At 59.8% G+C, this 17391-nt stretch carries 11 protein-coding genes; 5 read left to right on the top strand and 6 right to left on the bottom strand.

The genetic code is table 11. From position 1 onward, the window contains the following. Positions 1 to 198 precede the first annotated feature (198 nt). The gene (locus ACZZ0D_RS27900) at positions 199 to 1374 is read left to right on the top strand and encodes a GGDEF domain-containing protein (RefSeq protein ID WP_463554750.1); all 1176 of its coding nucleotides are present in this window, start codon (positions 199 to 201) and stop codon (positions 1372 to 1374) included. On the opposite strand, the gene ACZZ0D_RS27895 is transcribed toward ACZZ0D_RS27900, so the two are convergent. The 6 genes from ACZZ0D_RS27895 to ACZZ0D_RS27870 are packed head-to-tail and all read right to left on the bottom strand — an operon-like array spanning position 1361 to position 11539. Beyond that, positions 1361 to 2173: a YfaP family protein gene (locus ACZZ0D_RS27895; protein WP_212551358.1), complete on the bottom strand. Its 813-nt coding sequence runs from the start codon at positions 2171 to 2173 to the stop codon at positions 1361 to 1363. The genes ACZZ0D_RS27900 and ACZZ0D_RS27895 overlap by 14 nt on opposite strands. Positions 2174 to 2176: 3 nt before the next feature. Further along, positions 2177 to 3796 carry a DUF2300 domain-containing protein gene (locus tag ACZZ0D_RS27890; RefSeq protein WP_463554749.1) on the bottom strand — a complete coding sequence of 540 codons (1620 nt, stop codon included), beginning with the start codon at positions 3794 to 3796 and terminating at the stop codon, positions 2177 to 2179. Position 3797: 1 nt separating this feature from the next. Beyond that, on the bottom strand, positions 3798 to 8363 hold the full coding sequence (locus ACZZ0D_RS27885) for an alpha-2-macroglobulin family protein (RefSeq protein ID WP_463554748.1): 4566 nt from the start codon (positions 8361 to 8363) through the stop codon (positions 3798 to 3800). Beyond that, entirely contained in the window at positions 8360 to 8986 is a 627-nt protein-coding gene (locus ACZZ0D_RS27880; RefSeq protein WP_212546267.1) for a DUF1175 domain-containing protein, read from the bottom strand. The genes ACZZ0D_RS27885 and ACZZ0D_RS27880 overlap by 4 nt, the downstream gene beginning before the upstream one ends. An 8-nt stretch (positions 8987 to 8994) precedes the next feature. Next, positions 8995 to 10707, bottom strand: coding sequence for a DUF2138 domain-containing protein (locus ACZZ0D_RS27875; protein WP_463554747.1), 1713 nt, complete (start codon positions 10705 to 10707; stop codon positions 8995 to 8997). 40 nt (positions 10708 to 10747) lie between these two features. Then, positions 10748 to 11539 (bottom strand): YfaP family protein, encoded by a 792-nt coding sequence (locus ACZZ0D_RS27870; protein ID WP_401243916.1) that lies wholly within the window; start codon positions 11537 to 11539, stop codon positions 10748 to 10750. Between the two features lie 672 nt (positions 11540 to 12211). Here ACZZ0D_RS27870 and ACZZ0D_RS27865 point away from each other — a divergent pair. From ACZZ0D_RS27865 to ACZZ0D_RS27850, 4 genes are all read left to right on the top strand, one after another. Further along, on the top strand, positions 12212 to 12454 hold the full coding sequence (locus ACZZ0D_RS27865) for an exodeoxyribonuclease VII small subunit (protein ID WP_003228627.1): 243 nt from the start codon (positions 12212 to 12214) through the stop codon (positions 12452 to 12454). Then, entirely contained in the window at positions 12451 to 13338 is an 888-nt protein-coding gene (ispA, locus tag ACZZ0D_RS27860; protein ID WP_400649358.1) for a (2E,6E)-farnesyl diphosphate synthase, read from the top strand. The genes ACZZ0D_RS27865 and ispA overlap by 4 nt, the downstream gene beginning before the upstream one ends. Before the next feature lie 91 nt (positions 13339 to 13429). Next, positions 13430 to 15328: a 1-deoxy-D-xylulose-5-phosphate synthase gene (dxs, locus tag ACZZ0D_RS27855; protein WP_463554746.1), complete on the top strand. Its 1899-nt coding sequence runs from the start codon at positions 13430 to 13432 to the stop codon at positions 15326 to 15328. A 139-nt stretch (positions 15329 to 15467) separates the two neighbouring features. Beyond that, positions 15468 to 17351 (top strand): TonB-dependent receptor domain-containing protein, encoded by a 1884-nt coding sequence (locus ACZZ0D_RS27850; protein ID WP_463554745.1) that lies wholly within the window; start codon positions 15468 to 15470, stop codon positions 17349 to 17351. The last annotated feature ends 40 nt before the right edge of the window (positions 17352 to 17391 follow it).

Raw genomic sequence — 17391 nt, 5'->3', positions numbered from 1 at the left:
CTGCCGTCAACCTCTTTTTCATTCTTTCTGCCTAACCCTGTTTGTACCTATATATAAGCAGCGTTTCACCCCTCTTACCCAGCGCTTGCCTTACGGGTCGCAGCGGTGCTAAATCCCGTCATCAACAACACCTCTGTTTTTACCCGTATCCCCTTTACCGGCTGGATGTCGGTATTGAGCCTTACGGGAATCCATGGAATGGCCCTTCACATCCCGACCCTGCTAGTAGTCTCGGTCTTCGTATTTTCTCTGGCGGGTCTGTTGACCCTCCACGCCTGGTTTCGCGAAACCCGTGAGCGGCCGCTGGCTTGGCTCGGCTGCATGATGCTGTTGGCCGCACTGGGTGTTGTGCTGATCAGTTGGCGTGATCGCGGGGTCGACTTCATTCCGATTCTGTTTGGCAATGTCGCGCTTTTGATCAGCGCCGCACTCAACTGGACAGCCATGCGCACCCTGGTCGGTCGCAAACCCTGCATACCCGGGATTCTTTTCGGCTCGATTGTCTGGCTGTTGCTGTGCCTGATACCTGCCTTCTACCAATCGATGTCATATCGCGTGCTGGCCTACTCACTTCTCGCGTTTGGTTATTGCGTCGTGACGACACTGGAGTTCTGGCGCAGCCGCCACACATTAGATGTCGCCTTCATGCCAGCACTGGTACTGACGGCGCTGCACACTGTTTTCTATGCCGTGCGCAGCGTTATGAATGAAGGTTTGCCAGTCACCGAGGCATTACTGGGGAGCGGTGAAGGTGTGCCGTTCTTCTCATTCATGCTGTTCGAGTCGATGCTCTATGTAATCGGTATCGCTTACATCACTCTGGCGATGGTCAAAGAGCGCGCAGAACTTAAACTCAAAGCGGCTGCTTTCAGCGATCCGCTGACAGGCATCGGTAATCGCCGCGCTTTCATGCTCAATGCGGGGCAACTGCTGGCTGATAGCAAACACCGAGACGAACCGGCCGCGCTTTTGCTCTGCGATCTGGATAACTTCAAACGCCTGAACGACACCTATGGCCATCCCGTCGGCGATCAGGCGTTGATCGCGTTCGCCCGTATCGTCGATGAAAGTTTGCGCAAAGAAGATGTATCCGGACGCATCGGCGGAGAAGAGTTCGCCTGCTTGCTCGGCTCATGCAATGAACAGACTGCGCTGGAAATCGCTGAGCGAATCCGCCGTTCGTTCGCCCAGCTGTCGATCCTTGAGCCGGGACTGCTCAGCGTCAGTATCGGCGTGGTGACCACGCGCGAATCCGGTTATGACCTGTCGCGCCTGCTTTCGGAGGCCGATCAGGCCCTGTACGGCGCGAAGGATCTAGGGCGTAACCGTGTGCAAACGTTGCGATCGCTGTACCTGAGCCTCACGGATAGCTAAACGACTTAACCAGCGTCAACTCTCCCACCGCGCGCATCGGGATAAGGAACGTCTCCATCTTCTCGCTCGGTGTTCCCTCTTCGGTGATCACCGTTACTTGCGCCGTGGTTAACGGCTGTACCGCGTCATCCCCTCCCTCTTCATCTCCACGATAGCCACCGCCGTAATAATTCACGTAAACCAGATACTGACCCTTGATCGGTGCCGGCATGGCGAAGATTTCCGGGCCGTAACCAGTAGTGACGTCGACATCCAGAGCTGCACCGTTTGGCGCGACGCGATTGCCGTACCAGATGTGCGCGCCATCGGGCGTGACGAGGTGCAGGTCGAGGTCGGTACCGTCGCTGTCCCATGCCAATAAAACGCGAAGCTTGGCCGGGGTCGCGCCGCCGCTGGTGTTGAGAAACTGCGTGCGGTGTCGATGCTGACCGTCGGGGCTGCGCACTTCGACACTGTTGCTGCCATTGGGAAAGGAGAACGGTCGGTCAAAGCGTCCGGATTCGTCGATCTTCAACGGCATGCTCACACCGTTGACGATCAATCGGCCGGGCTCGTTGCTCTTCGGCGTGGCTTTGATCTCGCCACTGATGCGCGCGGTCTTGGCCTGGCCAACCGGCGTGTTCACTGACGAGGCCGGGTAGTTGACGGCCTGACGAAAACTTTCGCCCTCGCCTTCGGGCGCGCCGCTGCGCCAGCCACCGACCGGCGTGTCGAGTTTGACGCTGTCGGCAGCCATGGCCACGGGCAGCACATTAAAGGCACAGAGCAGCAGCAAGACCTGTGGATAACGGAGTGTCATGGTCTATTCCAGCAAAAGGTGACGGGCGAGCCCTTCGATGTAGGTTTCATCCTGGCCATTGGGATGTGCTTCAAAGGCCAGGTGCAGATATTCGTGAGTCAGATCGAGGCGATCCTGCAAGGTCAGCACGCCGCGCACATAAATGCGCTGGCGTTCGCGGTCGACGTAAGGTCGTCCGAACGCGAGTTTGCACACGGCAAATGTGCTGACTTCGTTGTAGCCGGTTTCGCTGTCCAGTTTTGGCCGCCAGCCACGACGCTGTTTTTGCAGCCAGTCCTGTGCGGCGGGCAATGCTTGGCAAGAAGCAATCGGGTTATCCCAACGGCTGAGGCTGGCGCGCGGATAGGCGTGTAGCAAAATCGCGTCATATCGTTGCCCCGCATTCGCCTGCTCGACAGCCTGCTGCCAAGAGAGTTTGTCCGGGCCGGGCTGATCCGAATGATAAGTGACCGTACTGCCGGCCAACACCAAATCGGCTGTCCACGCGGCAATGTTGCGCGATTCGACAGAGGCCGGACGCGGCGCAACTCGCTGTCGATTGCTGCTGTCATCAATACTCAGGCAATCGCCATTGCGCGTCGCGTTCTGCAATAGATAGGTGCGAATGGCGACGGCAAGTGCTTTGGCAGCTTCGGCGGGGTCGGCTTTGGCTTCGCGCTCGAGGACTCGGGCGACGTATTCTTCGCGATCCACGCGGGCGACGAGTTTGTCGTTGAGCAGAAACAGTTCGCCGTCGCTGTGGATATCCAACGCGTTGCCGTTGGCGAACTCGACACGGTAGTCGCCCTTTAATGAACCCGATGCCGCGATACGCTTCCCCGCCAAAACCCTCGAAACCGGATATTTCGAAAACAGGCCGACTTCTACACAGCGCCCCGCTTCCGCCGGCCATGTAATTGGCAACACCGTCGACAGCGCTTGCGCGTAATGACGCAAGACCATCTGACTGGTGCCGCGCCCGCCCGCCCAGATCGGCGAGCCGTCAGCCGTCCACCCCGCGAACCCGCCCTGCCGTGACTGTGGATCCTGATCGCCGAGCCAACTCCAGGTTTTCACCCGTAGACGTCCGCCCAGTTCACCGACGACATTGCCGTCCGCTGCATTAAGCAGCACATCGAGCAGTACCCGCCGCGCATGATCCTGCGCCGGCAAAGTCGCCAACACGTTTAGCAACTCAATTACAGAAACTCGTTGAGCGGGCTGCACCGATGGCAAATCCAGCAACCACGACGGCGCCTGCCGCGCCTGCCAATAAGCACGCCAATCCCCAGCCGCGATCCCCAACCGCGAAGTCTCGAAATACAACCCGCAAGATTTCACCAACGCCTGATCACGTTCGATCTTGCCGCCCGCCGTGCAGCAATAAACCTCTTCCTTCGACTGCCCGCGACATTCATATGCCGGTTCCTGCGCGCCGGCATCTACCAGCCACGCATAGACGAACAACTTCCACAGACTGCCCAATGGCGTGTCCAGCGTCGGTGGCAACGGTTCGCGAGCAATCAACTGCGTGTGATTCAGCGACAACAACTCGCCTTTATAAGCCAGACGCAGCGGCTCATCCTGCGCCGTCGCCAGCGCAGGCATCACACACAACATCAGCCACAGCAGCGACCGGATCATGTCAGTTGACCGTGACCTGACCGAGCGCGGCTTTCGCTTCCTGGGCCTGATGCTGCGGCGCGTACACCTGAGTGAAACGCACCGGCGGCAGGTTGAACTGGCCTTTCTGCGAGAAACGCACCAGATGACGCAGACGCAACTCGCCGCTCAGCGCATCCACCGGCACCGCGTAAGCCAACTGTCCCGGCTCGAAGCGCGCCTTCTCCAGTGCGGTCGGTTCGGTGCCTTCCTTGCCCTGCAACTTGATCCCCCACGTTGTGCGCTCAACATCGGCACCCGGCGGCAACGGCACTTCGAGCATGCCGTAACGCAGCGGCTTCGGCGCTTTGCTGGTGAGGATCACTTCGTCCAGGTACAAGCTGTCGCTGGACAGCGGTTTAATGCCGACCGGCTCCAGTTTGAAGGTGAAAGCTTCGTCGCCCGGCACCAGTCGCGACAGACGACGAGTGATGGTCACGGCCATCGGATCGACTGCCGGCTGCTGAGTCTGGAAGCTCAGCGCCGCGCGCAATGGACGCTCCTGAGTACCGGAAACCGTCAACACGCTTGGCACCGGCGTCGCGCCCTGCCACGTCCAGTACATCTCACCAGATGCACCGTAGTTTTTCTTCCAGCCTTCACCCGGCGTCAGCGCGATGGTCGGCGAGGCTTGAGCGATGCTGCGTTGTAGCCAGGTCAGCGCCAGCGCTCGTTCCAGGGTCGATTGCTGCGGTAACAGGCGTTGCAACAAAGCCTGCGCGCGCGCCTGATCAAACGGTTGCAGCGACACATTCAGCGCTTCGGCAAATGGCTGCGAACTCACCGACAGACGCTGTTGCGCAGCGCCCACCTGACGATTGAAGGCTTCCGGCAAGGTCACTTTCGACTGCGCAGCCAACGCTGCGGTCAACACCCGCGCCGCCGCCAGACCGAGCGCTGAATCCGGATCGCTCATCACCAAACTGTTTTGGCCATCGTCGAGCATGGTTTCGGCATTGCCTTCACCAGCCTTGGCCAGATCCTCCATCAACCCTGTCAGCAACGAATTCACCGGCAGATGCATCTGTTTGGCGAACGACAGAATCAACGCGCGCTGCAGCAACGGCGTGTTCGGCGCTTGTTTAGCGTAAACCTCCAACACGCGCAGCCAGTGCTCCGGCGGCAAGGTCAGTTCCAGCACTTGGCTGGCGTTGAAGTCGGCGTAATAGGCGTAAGCGGTGAGGAACGCATCCGGCTCACCGTCGTAGCCCCACCACGTAAAGCTCGCCGATGGCCCGGCCATTTGCACCAGACGCAGACGGCTGTTTTGCATGATCAGGCGCAAGCGATCGCGGATCTGCGGGTTCGACACCAGCGATGGATAAGCGATGCTCAACGGCAGCAAGCGGCTGGCCGTTTGTTCGACGCCGCCGTACGGATAGCTGAGCAGATCATCAAGCGTCGAGCGGAACAGCGCTTGCGGACTGTCGTCCAGACGCAAGCGAATATCGGTGGCATCCACTGGCAGGCTTAACGGCGTATCGCCGCTGGCGACGTCGAGACTTTGCGTCTGCGTCGCTTGCCAGCCATCACCCGTCGCGCTGAGGCGTACAGCCAAGGCATCAGCAGTTTTACCGTCCTGCACCAGTTCCGCAGTCCATTCGCCGGAAGCCAATGCGAACCCTGGCAGTGGCAGGTAATTGATGCCGTTGTTCAAAGTCACCGGCAGACGCTGTTCGGTGCCAGCGTAGTGAGTGACCAATTCAGCCTTCACCGGTTTCTCGGCCTGACTGAACGCGAACACACCAAGCTGTGGCTGATCACCTTTGCGGAATTTGCTCGGGCCGCTCCACTTCAGGTACAGCGGTTTTTCCGAACGCACGAACTGCTTCTTCTGCCCGACCTGACCGTCGTCGGCGATCGCTCGGGCAGTGATGCGCCAGCGGGTCAGCGAGTCTGGCATCTTGAAGGTGAAGCGGGTTTTGCCATCGGCGCCGGTCAACAACTCCGGTTGCCAAGCGGCGGTGTCAACGTCTTCACGGCGCGGACGCTCCAGCACTTTCACCCCGCGCTCACTGCGGTTGGCTTTGCCCGGCGCCCCCGGACTGCCCGGCAGCGCGACGTCATAACTGATGAACGACAGGCTGGCGCTGGTGCGCACGTTGTTGCGGCGCGGGTGATAGAAGAACTGGTCGATGGTCGGCGCGACTTCCGGTTGCAGCGCGTAAACCATTTCGTCGACGACGCTGACGGTCAGATGCGCCGGCACCGCTTTGCCGGCGAACTGCGTGGTGAGGTCAACCGTGACAGTGTCGCCCGGCAGATAAACCTGTTTGTCAGTGCTGATCGCCACGTCGATTTGCGGCGCGACCACTTTGATCCCGGCGTTCTGGAAACTGTACTGACCACCCTTGGTGTAGAGCACGGAGAAGGTCAGGTTCGGCGCGAAGTTGTCTTTCACCGGGATGCGCGCGCGGTATTGGGTGTCGCTGAGTTTTTCCAGTTTCAGCCAGTCGCCGCCCTTGGCCAGCAGCGCGGTGGCTTCGACTTTGTCGCGTTCCAGCGACAGCAAGGCATCGCTGACCGGCTCCGGGAACGTGATCAGCGCCAGCGCTTCATCGCCTGCCTTGTACTCAGGTTTGTCGAGGACGATTTCCACGGTGCCTGGCACTGCTTTGACGCCATCGCCGGTGACCGAATGCCCGGTGGCACCGAGCACGCGACCGTGTTGGTCTTTCAACGTCAGGTTGTAAGTGCCGGGACGATCAAACGCCAGACTGAAGCCCTTGTCCGTCGCCGCGAGTTTGCCTTCGCCCGTGCTCTGGTCTTCCAGACGCACCCAGCCATAAGTGCTCGGCGTCACCGCTTTGCTCTGCTCGCTGCCGCCCTCGTTGGCGTAGCTGAACGCAACCTTGTCGCCGACCGCACTGAAGCGTTGCGGCGCGCTCAAGCGGAAGCTTGCGGCGCCACGGTCAATCAGGATTTCCTTGGTGGTCTTGACCCGATACGCCGCGCCATCGCTGGCAAACACGGTGAGCATGTAGCGGCTCGGTTTGTCGGCGGCCGGCAGGTCGAGGGTCGCGTTGCCCTTGCTGTCGGTGGTCAGTTCGGTGCTGGTCAGTTCCACGGGGAATTGCCCGAGGTATTGCAGTTCGTTGTCGACCATCGACAGTTGTTGCGCGCGCAGACTCAGAGTGAGTTTGGCGTTGGCCACCGGTTTGCCGTCCGGGTACAGCAGCACCAGACTGCCCTTCACCGGTTCGCCGGTGCGGTAATCCTGTTTGGCCAGGTTCAGCGAAATCTCGAAGTGCGGCTTGATGTACTCGGCTACACGGAAAGCGCTGCTGTAGGCCTGATCCTTGTAGTTGAAACGAATCTCGTAACCGCCCGCCACCGCGTTATCCGGCAACTGGAAGCGGCCCTGAGTGCCGGCCTTCGAATCGAGTTTCAAATCGAGGTGCTGCAACTCGGTGCCCGTCGCATCCAGCACCGCGACGCTGACATCTGCCGCACCCGGCAGCACCGAATCCCGCGCATTCTTGAACTCTCGACCAACGATCTTCAACGACACCCAATCACCCGGGCGATACAGCGGCCGGTCGGTGAAGGCATACAGTTTGGTGTCGTAGATTTCGCTGTCGTAATAGAAGTTTTCGGAGACGAACACCCCGCCCTCTTCGTCCTCGCCGATGACGAACGAGCGCTCAGGGCTGACGTGTTTCAGGCGCAGCAAACCATCGGCATCGGTTGCGCCGCTGCTCATCACGCCGAGGCCGTCAGTCCACAGCACATTGACCTTCGGCACCGAGCTGCCTTCGTGTTTGCGTGCGGCCCAGACCAGCAATTCATCGCCAGCAATCTTGCTCACCGCGACGGTGTTGGAGACGAACACCATGGTGGTCGCGCGGTACTTGCCGATCAGCGCTTCGACCAGATACAGACCCGGCTTCAGATTGCCCAACGGGATGTAAACGTTGCCCGGTGCGACGCTGACGAAATCACTGGAAGACCCCGCCAGATTCACACCTTCTGGTGGCTGAATCGGCTTGGCCTGCCACAACGGATAGCGAAACTGGCTGACCACCGGCAGACCCGGAATCAACGCAAATTGCGGCTGCGCGTCGTACGGCGTCGGTGCGGCGATGGCGTTGCCCATCTTCAGTTCCGGTACTTCTTCGGTGACCTGTTTGCGCGACTCATAAGAGAACGCGCGCTGCATCACCCGACGGGATTTGCGGTACCAGTTATCCCACAGGTACGCGAGGGTGTTGGACAAGCCTTCGCCCTTGAACTGGCCATCGCTGACCACGCGGTGCAGGTTCTTCTGACGCTTGAGGAAGTCCAGCGGTTTGTCGATGCGGTACACACGAATGTCGGCGCCGCCATACGGTTCCATACGGAATCGACGGTAATCGCGGCCCGGCGCTTCGAGGCGAACCATTGCCTGTTCATCACTGGCGAAACTGCTGTCGGCGAGCAGGAAAAAGCTCTCACCGGACACCGGCGTATAGCCGCTCGGCTCGACGGTATCTTCGGCATTCACCGCCGAAAAAGGCAGGGCTAATACCAACAGTAGGGGCAGAAAACGCAACATGCGGGCACCGGTCATTGGGAGAGAAAGTTCAGTCGATAGACGCCGATGAAGTTGGGGTTGGCTGCGTCGGGTATCCATCGGGTGTCCTTCCATGTCATGAGTTGCTGCAGGCTTGCCGAACGCATGCCGTTGTCAGTCGGGGTGGTGGTGCCGGTGTGATAGGCGATGTAGCGGCCCATCCAGATCATCAGATGCTGGTCGTCGCCCTGATCGAAAAACATCAAGTCACCCGGCCGCGCCTGTGACACGTCGCGGCTGACCAGATGGCTGTTGAACTGAATCAGTTTGATCGCGTTGACGTACGGCCCGACCTTGCCGCCACCCTGCTGCCATTGCTGGGCGAGCTTGCGCTGGTCATCGGTCAGCGACAGCTCCGGCGGCAGATAACGATTGGACAGGCCATTGCTGCGCAGCCATTTGTCGTCGTGGACTTTCAGCGCTTCGTTGGCGGCGAAACGCACCAGCCCGGCGCAATCCTGTTGATACCAGCGCGGGCTCGGGCCTTGGCTCAGTTGCTCTTGAGCGATGCGCACGAACCAGGCGCGAAACACCTGGGACTGTGCCGGATCAAGCGCCGGCGCTTCGACGGCTCGGGCTCCCGCACTGAGTAACAGTGCAAGCAAGCCGAGACTGCGCATCAGTGCCGTCACAGTGCTTTCCACTCCAGCGGCAGCCATTGCCAGTGGCCGTCAGGCTCGCTGCCTTCGGGCAAGGTCAACGCGTATTTGCCGTAACCGCCGAGGGTGCGCAGTTTCGGGATCAGGTAGGTTTGCGCGGCGTTGTAAAACACCGGTTCCATGTCCTGCGGCAGGCTGTCGAGGGTTTCCTGCTGCATCAGTTGCGCCATCGAATCCGGGCCGAAGTAGATCGGCATCAGCACGTCTTTGGGCAGCACGTCGGCCATCGGCGGGAAGCGTTTGTCGAGGGTGCCGAGGGCCTTGTCGACGAGTTTGTCATCGAGGGAGAAGAGCAGCGTCGAACCGTGTCGCGCGAGGCTGACCTTCATGAAGGCCTTGCCGGAAATAGCGTCCGGGTTTTCGGCATCTTTGGCTGCGTAAGGGCCGAAGTTGGAGCTGACCTGACGCTGCCAGACGTGGTTCTGGCCTTCCTGTTTCTCGACCACCGGAAACACGTTTTCTTCAACATTGGACTCAAACGCGCCGACCATCGAGCCGAACAATTTGCCGAGGTCGCCGTCGAGTTTGCCGCTGTCTTCATCTTTCAGACTGGCAACCAACAGCGGCGTGTACAAACGCGAATCGGCATACCAGCACAAGCCCGCTGCACCCGCGACGTGTTCGGTGAGGGTTTGCGCCACGGCTTCTTCGGCACCGAGTTTTACCAGCAGCGGTTTTTGCGGTTCGGCAGCGACCGGCAAGGTCACGCAGGCACTGGCGCCGAGCGGCATCGCCTGCCAGACCGGTTTGAAATCGAAGTCCGGCTGGTTTTCCAGTTCATCCATCGCGAGGTAGCTGTGCCAGCCCTTGTCGTCCATGTCGAAACGCAGCCCGGCGAAGTTCGGGATGAAGCGCTGATAACCCATGGCGAGGACGCTGGAATTGACCGACAGACGCTGTTTGGTTTCCGGGGTTTTCGCTGGCAGACCGAAGGCTTCGGGGAACAGTTTTTCACCGTTGAGCAGCGCCGCGAATGCCTGCGGTGAAACGTGACCCGACTCTTCGGAGGCGCCGCTTTCCGGGTCGTAGTACTTGGCCGGGTTGGACAGCACCACCAGTTTGTCGCCGTGAGAAGCGAACAGCAGGGCTTTGCTCGCGTTGTAAGTCAACTGATAGAGCGGCACGGTGTCGCCACCGACCTTGATTTCGGCGATCTGGCTGAGTTGCGTGTCATCCAGTGCGACCTTCGCCAGCGGCTCGAACAATTTGGCCAGACCGCCGCGATCCATCACCAACAGAAAATCCTTCAGGCGACCATCCGCCCCGCGCCACAGCGCCACGTCGGCCGGTTGATCGAAAAGCGCTTCGATCAGGCTGTCCTGCAACTTCAGATCATGCTCGTAGATGATCCGGCGCAGGCTACCGATCAGGCCGAGACGATCGGCGTGGGTTTCGTAATAGAAGACGAAATCTTCGGTGAGCGTGGCTTTGAGGAACGGAACCGTCAGCAAGTCTTTGGGCAACTGGCTCAGGGAATGTGTTTCAAGCAGCGCGTCCGGGCGGCTCAGACCGAGCTTGTCACTGACCAATTCTGCTGGCGGCGCCTTGGGTTTGAGCAACAGCCAGCCAAAACCACCCGCCACACCAGCCACTAGGCACAACCCGGCCAGCAGCAATGGCCAGCGCCGCGAAGGTTTCGCCGCTGGCGTGTCGACAGCCGAAGTCACAGTGTTTTCGCTCATCTTTTCAAAGCCCGATTTCATCCGTGCAGCGGGATGCTTATTAATAGTTGAAAGTCTTTACCAGCAGCAAATCACCGATCGCCCGCAGGGGCACGATGAACGTTTCGCGTTTTTCGTCGACGGTGTTTTCGTTGAGCACCAGCGTGATTTGCGAGGTGATCACCTCGTTCTGATTGCTGGTCTCCTCGAAGTTATAGCCGCCGTTGCCGAAGTTGCCCCAATAGTTGACGTAAACCAGATAGGTGCCATGCAACGGCGCGGTCATGGTGAACATTTCCGGGCCGGGGCCATCGACGCCATCCGGGTCGAGCCCGCCGCCATTGCTCAGCGCCGGCTGCGCCCAGAACGCATGCTGACCGTCGGGCGTGACAATGTGCAGATCGAGTTCGGCTTTCGGATCGTCCCATCCCAAGACAAGACGAATTCGCGCCGGCGTGCGCAAATTGTTTGCTTCATAAAATTGCACGCGCTTGAGCGACTGGCCCTCGGCGCTGATCACCTCGACGCTGTTGGAGCCCGCGCCGAACGCATACGGCCGGGCGAAACGCCCCTGGTCGTCGGTGTACAGATTCAGTGGATTGCCATTTACCGCAAGGCTGTGTGGCGGGCGCTGATGCCCGATGGCCTTGAGCTGACCCTGGATCATCGTGCGATTGCGCTGAATGCCGCGATCGATCGGCGGCGTCGGGTAGGCGACTTGCGGGTTTTCCGTACGATCGAGCAAGCCGTGATAGCGCCAGCCACCGACCGGTTCAGACAGTTCGGCAGTCGGCGCGGCCCACAGCACTGGCGCGCAGGCCAGGCCGATCAACAGCAAAAGAAGTGAACGCATGTGATGCCTCCTGCCATGCCTGAACGAAACCTTGCACCCGATCCTCGGTACTTCACAGCGGTGAAACTGCGTTTCGTCTGAAAGACCCGTGACTGTCGGGTCGTAGAAGGCGCGAAGATTAGCCATTTGGTGGTTTTTTAACAATCGGATACAGGTGCGATGGCTGTAGGAAACTGGCCTTTTGAAGGTTGTGAGCCGATTAGGAAAGTTATTCGGCTCACAAAATGAGCCGAATAAGCCTCTGCATTCCAAAATCACCGCTAACCCTGTGGCGAGGGGATTTATCCCCGTTGGGCTGCGCAGCAGCCCCAAAAGCTACGAGCACCTATTTTCAGGTCTACCGAGTCAGCATTGATTACGACTGCTGCGCAGCCGAACGGGGATAAATCCCCTCGCCACAAAGGATCTTTGTTCTCACAAGGGATCTTTGTATACAGATGAGATCTTTGTTCTCACAAGGGATCTTTGTATACAGATGAGATCTTTGTTCTCACAAAGGATCTTTGTATTCAGATCAGATCTTTGTTCTGCACAAGGGATCTTTTCATTCAGAGAAGATCTTTATCCTGCACAAAGGATCATTTGTTCTGGCGCGCATCGCCCTGCTCATTTGCCCACACCCCCCCTATCTGCTAGTGTCGCGCCGGTTTAACGTCAACCGGAATCGCCGCCATGGCCCGCAAAAAAGCTGCACTGGATTTCGAACAGTCCCTCGCCGACCTGCAAACATTGGTCGAGCGTCTGGAGAACGGTGAATTGTCACTGGAAGACTCGCTGACCGCTTTCGAGCAGGGCATCGGTCTGACCCGTGATTGCCAGGCAGCGCTGGCGCAAGCCGAGCAGAAGGTGCAAGTGCTGCTGGAGCGTGATGGCGAACTCGCCGAGGAACCCTTCGACGCGGAACAGCCAGAATGATTGCAGCGTACACGGCGACCAGCCAGAACCGCGTCAATGCGGCTCTGGAAACCCTGTTCAATGCGCCGCTGCCGGAGTTGGCACGTCTTTATGAAGCCATGCGCTACAGCGTGATGAACGGCGGCAAACGCGTGCGTCCGCTGCTGGCTTATGCTGCCTGCGAAGCGTTGGGCGGCAAGGCTGAGCAAGCCAACGGCGCGGCTTGCGCGGTTGAGTTGATCCACGCCTACTCGCTGGTGCATGACGACTTGCCGGCGATGGACGATGACGATCTGCGTCGCGGCCAGCCAACGACCCACAAAAAATTCGATGAAGCTTGCGCGATTCTTGCCGGTGACGGTTTGCAGAGTCTGGCCTTCAGCGCCCTGCTCGACCCGCGCCTGAGCGATTGCAGCAGCGATATCCGTCTGCAAATGGTCACCGCGCTGGCGCAGGCTGCCGGCCCGGCGGGCATGGTTGGCGGCCAGGCCATCGACCTCGGCTCGGTCGGCCTCAAGCTCGATCAAAAAGCCCTCGAACAGATGCACCGGCACAAGACCGGCGCGCTGATCGAAGTCAGCGTCAGACTCGGCGCCCTCGCCAGCGGCCGTGCCGAGAAAGACGAACTGCGTGCCCTGCAGACTTATGCACAGGCCATCGGCCTGGCGTTTCAGGTGCAGGACGACATCCTCGACGTCGAAAGCGATACCGAAACCCTCGGCAAACGCCAGGGCGCTGACATCGCTCGTGACAAACCAACCTACCCGGCATTGCTCGGCCTCGACGCTGCCAAGGCCTACGCCCTGGAACTGCGCGATCAGGCACTGCATGCGCTGCGACCGTTTGACGCGGCGGCTGAGCCTTTGCGTGAGCTGGCCCGGTATATCGTTGAGCGGCGCAACTAAGCGCCGAGCAGCCAAAAAATACCAACGCGTGGGCAGGGGGCGATGCATCAGGTAAACTGCCGCATCTTTTATACCTATAACGATTCGCCTGATGCCCACGACGTTTCATGAGATTCCCCGCAAGCGCCCGACCACGCCCCTGCTCGACCGCGCGAATACGCCGGACGGCCTGCGCCGGTTAGGCGAAGCCGAGCTGGAAACCCTGGCCGATGAGTTGCGCCTGGAATTGCTCTACACGGTCGGTCAGACCGGTGGGCATTTCGGTGCCGGCCTGGGCGTGATCGAGCTGACCATCGCGCTGCATTACGTCTTCGACACGCCGGACGACCGGTTGCTGTGGGACGTTGGTCATCAGGCTTATCCGCACAAGATCCTCACCGGTCGTCGCGAGCGCATGGGCACGCTGCGTCAGAAGGACGGCATCGCGGCGTTCCCGCGCCGCGCCGAGAGCGAGTACGACACCTTTGGCGTCGGCCACTCCAGCACCTCGATCAGTGCAGCGCTGGGCATGGCGATTGCCGCCCGCCTGCAAAACAGTGATCGCAAGGCGATCGCGGTGATCGGCGACGGCGCGTTGACTGCCGGCATGGCCTTCGAGGCGCTGAACCACGCGCCGGAAGTGAACGCCAACATGCTGGTGATCCTCAACGACAACGACATGTCGATCTCTCGCAACGTTGGCGGTCTGTCCAATTATCTGGCGAAGATCCTGTCCAGCCGCACTTACGCGAGCATGCGTGAAGGCAGCAAGAAAGTCCTGTCGCGCCTGCCCGGCGCGTGGGAAATCGCCCGTCGCACCGAAGAATACGCCAAAGGCATGCTGGTTCCCGGCACGCTGTTCGAAGAGCTGGGCTGGAACTACATCGGTCCGATTGACGGCCACGACCTGCCAACCCTCATCGCAACGCTGCGCAACATGCGTGACCTCAAAGGCCCGCAGTTCCTGCACATCGTCACCAAGAAAGGCAAAGGCTTCGCCCCGGCGGAAGTCGACCCGATCGGCTACCACGCCATCACCAAACTCGAACCCCTGGACGCTCCGGCCGCTGCGCCGAAAAAAGCCAGCGGGCCGAAGTATTCGGCGGTGTTCGGCGAGTGGCTGTGCGACATGGCGGCGGCGGATCCACGCTTGGTCGGGATCACCCCGGCGATGAAGGAAGGTTCGGATCTGGTGGCGTTCAGCGAACGCTTCCCGCTGCGCTACTTCGACGTGGCGATTGCCGAGCAACACGCGGTGACGTTCGCGGCCGGCATGGCCTGCGAAGGCGCGAAACCGGTGGTGGCGATTTACTCGACGTTCCTCCAGCGTGGTTACGATCAACTGGTGCATGACGTTGCGGTGCAAAACCTCGACGTGCTGTTCGCCATCGACCGTGCCGGTCTGGTTGGCGAAGACGGCCCGACCCACGCTGGCAGCTTCGACCTGTCGTACCTGCGCTGCATCCCGGGCATGGTCATCATGACCCCGAGCGATGAAAACGAATTGCGCAAAATGCTTACCACCGGCCACCTCTACAACGGCCCGGCGGCGGTGCGTTATCCGCGCGGAAACGGCCCGAATGCGACCATCGAAAAAGATCTCGAACCGGTGGAAATCGGCAAGGGCATCGTCCGCCGTCAGGGCAGCAAAGTCGCCCTGCTGGTGTTCGGCGTGCAACTGACTGAAGCGCTGAAAGTCGCCGAGAAGCTGGATGCCACCGTCGTCGACATGCGTTTCGTCAAACCGCTCGACGAAGAACTGGTGCGCGAGATTGCCGGCAGCCACGAGTTGCTGGTGACCATCGAAGAGAACGCGATCATGGGCGGCGCCGGTGGCGCGGTCAGCGAGTTCCTGGCGCGGGAGAACATCCTCAAGTCGATGCTGCATCTGGGCTTGCCGGATATCTACGTCGAACACGCGAAGCCTGCGCAGATGCTGGCGGAGTGTGGGCTGGATGAGGCCGGGATCGAAGCGTCGATTCGTCAGCGCCTGGCGCTGCTCGATAAATAAACGCAATACCCTTGTGGGAGCGGGCTTGCTCGCGAAAGCGTCGGATCAGTCAATGATGAGTTGACTGACATAGCGCCTTCGCGAGCAAGCCCGCTCCCACATTTGATTTGTGTACACCTGAAATTCCCGATGGATTGCCATGAAACTCTCGCGCCTCGCCCTGCCCTTCTTCTTGCTGCCGTCCGCTAATGCCGTCGCCGATAACTTCGAGCGTGATCAGGCGTTGAAGCTGCCGGACACGTTGATCTCCGCCAACCGCCAGGTCGAAGCGCGCAACGACAGCAGCGCCGCCAACACCGTATTCACCCGTGACGACATCGACCGCCTGCAACCGAGCGACGTGCCGGACTTGCTGCGTCGCGTGCCGGGTGTGCAAGTGGCGCAGACTGGCGGGCGCGGCAGTCTGCCGGGGATCTATATTCGCGGCACGCAATCGGCGCAGAGCCTGGTGTTGGTCGATGGTCAGCGCATCGGCAACTCGACTTCGGGCGACAGCAATCTGCAGCACCTGAACATCGAGCAGATCGAGCGTGTGGAAGTGCTGCGCGGCTCGCGTTCGGTGATTTACGGCAGTGATGCGATTGGCGGGGTGATTCAGATTTTCACCCGGCGCGGTACTGATCAGGGTTTGCAGCCACGCATGCACATTGGTTTCGGCAGCAACCAGACGTGGGAACGCAGCCTCGGTTTGTCCGGCGGCGATGACAAAACCCGCTTCAATCTCGGCGCCAGCCTTGATGAAACCGCCGGGATTGATCGTACGCACGAGTCGTATCCAAGCGATGCCGATCACGATGCCTATCGCAACAAATCCATCAGCCTGAGCCTCAGCCATGCGCTGACCGATGACATCGAAATCGGCGCCAATCTGCTGGATAACCGTGGCAAGAGCGAGTTCGACAACCCGTTCGGCCGCTTCGACATGAACACCTTCGAGTCGGTACAGCAGCAGCCTTACAGCGATTTTAATGTCAGCAGTATCAGCAGCTACTTCGACGCACGGGTCAACGACCTCTGGAAAACCCGCGTCGAGTTCGGCCATACCGAGAACCGCGAGAAGACCCTGGATAAACTCAGCGACGAGCGCACGGTGTTCAACACCTATCGCGATTCGGTGAACTGGCAGAACGACCTGACCTTGAACGCGCGCAACAGCTTGATCCTCGGCGGCGACTGGTACGAGGATCGCGTCAACAGCAGCACCGCGTTTGACGAGGACAGCCGCTGGAACCGCGCGGCGTTTATCCAGCATCGTTATCAGGCCGACAGCTTCTCCACTGAACTCGGCCTGCGCCACGACGATAATCAGCAATTCGGCAGCCAGAATACCTGGAGCGGCACGTTCACCCTGCCGTTCAATCCAGATAACGATCTGTTGCTGAGTTATAGCGAAGGCTTCCGCGCACCGACCTTTAACGACCTGTACTACCCGGACTTCAGCAACCCGGATCTGAAACCGGAAACGTCGAAGAGCTACGAGCTGCAATGGCGCAGCCAGTTGAGCGACAGCAGCCGTCTGGAAGCGTCGATTTACCGCACAGATCTGCAAGACGCGATTATCTTCGGCAGCAACTCACGTCCAGAGAACGTCGCTTCGGCGCGAATCAACGGTTTTGAAGCGGCGCTGACACAGGAACTGTTCGACTGGCAGAGCAACCTGGGCGTGTCGATCATTGATCCGCGCGATCGTGATTCCGGGCATACCCTGGCGCGTCGTGCGCGGCGGACGTTGAGCTGGGATCTGGATCGGCAGTTTGATCGGATCAGTGTCGGTGCGAGCTGGCAGGCGGTAAGTAGCAGTTATGACGATCGCGACAACAATCAATCGCTGGGTGGCTACGCATTGTTCGGCTTGCGCAGCAGTTGGGCGCTGAACCGCGAGATCAAGCTGGATCTGAAGGTCGATAACGTTTTCGACAAGGGTTACAGCCGAGCGAATTACAGCTATGACGGCGGTCAGTATGGTTATCGCGAGGAAGGTCGGATGTGGATGTTTGGTGTCACTTGGACACCTCAACTCTAAGATTTTCCACCATCCCTGTGGCGAGGGGATTTATCCCCGT

Source organism: Pseudomonas sp. AC193 (genome assembly GCF_979258075.1).
The sequence above is the reverse complement of the archived record's forward strand: the minus strand, read 5'-3'. Positions and strand labels throughout refer to the sequence as shown.

Excerpts from the sequence above, each read along its gene's own strand:
- ACZZ0D_RS27895 (WP_212551358.1), bottom strand. The coding sequence starts at position 2,173 with ATGACACTCCGTTATCCACAGGTCTTGCTGCTGCTCTGTGCCTTTAAT.
- ACZZ0D_RS27885 (WP_463554748.1), bottom strand. The coding sequence starts at position 8,363 with ATGACCGGTGCCCGCATGTTGCGTTTTCTGCCCCTACTGTTGGTATTA.
- ACZZ0D_RS27900 (WP_463554750.1), top strand. The coding sequence starts at position 199 with ATGGCCCTTCACATCCCGACCCTGCTAGTAGTCTCGGTCTTCGTATTT.
- ACZZ0D_RS27875 (WP_463554747.1), bottom strand. The coding sequence starts at position 10,707 with ATGAGCGAAAACACTGTGACTTCGGCTGTCGACACGCCAGCGGCGAAA.
- ispA (WP_400649358.1), top strand. The coding sequence starts at position 12,451 with ATGATTGCAGCGTACACGGCGACCAGCCAGAACCGCGTCAATGCGGCT.
- ACZZ0D_RS27850 (WP_463554745.1), top strand. The coding sequence starts at position 15,468 with ATGAAACTCTCGCGCCTCGCCCTGCCCTTCTTCTTGCTGCCGTCCGCT.
- ACZZ0D_RS27890 (WP_463554749.1), bottom strand. The coding sequence starts at position 3,796 with ATGATCCGGTCGCTGCTGTGGCTGATGTTGTGTGTGATGCCTGCGCTG.
- ACZZ0D_RS27865 (WP_003228627.1), top strand. The coding sequence starts at position 12,212 with ATGGCCCGCAAAAAAGCTGCACTGGATTTCGAACAGTCCCTCGCCGAC.
- ACZZ0D_RS27880 (WP_212546267.1), bottom strand. The coding sequence starts at position 8,986 with ATGCGCAGTCTCGGCTTGCTTGCACTGTTACTCAGTGCGGGAGCCCGA.
- ACZZ0D_RS27870 (WP_401243916.1), bottom strand. The coding sequence starts at position 11,539 with ATGCGTTCACTTCTTTTGCTGTTGATCGGCCTGGCCTGCGCGCCAGTG.
- dxs (WP_463554746.1), top strand. The coding sequence starts at position 13,430 with ATGCCCACGACGTTTCATGAGATTCCCCGCAAGCGCCCGACCACGCCC.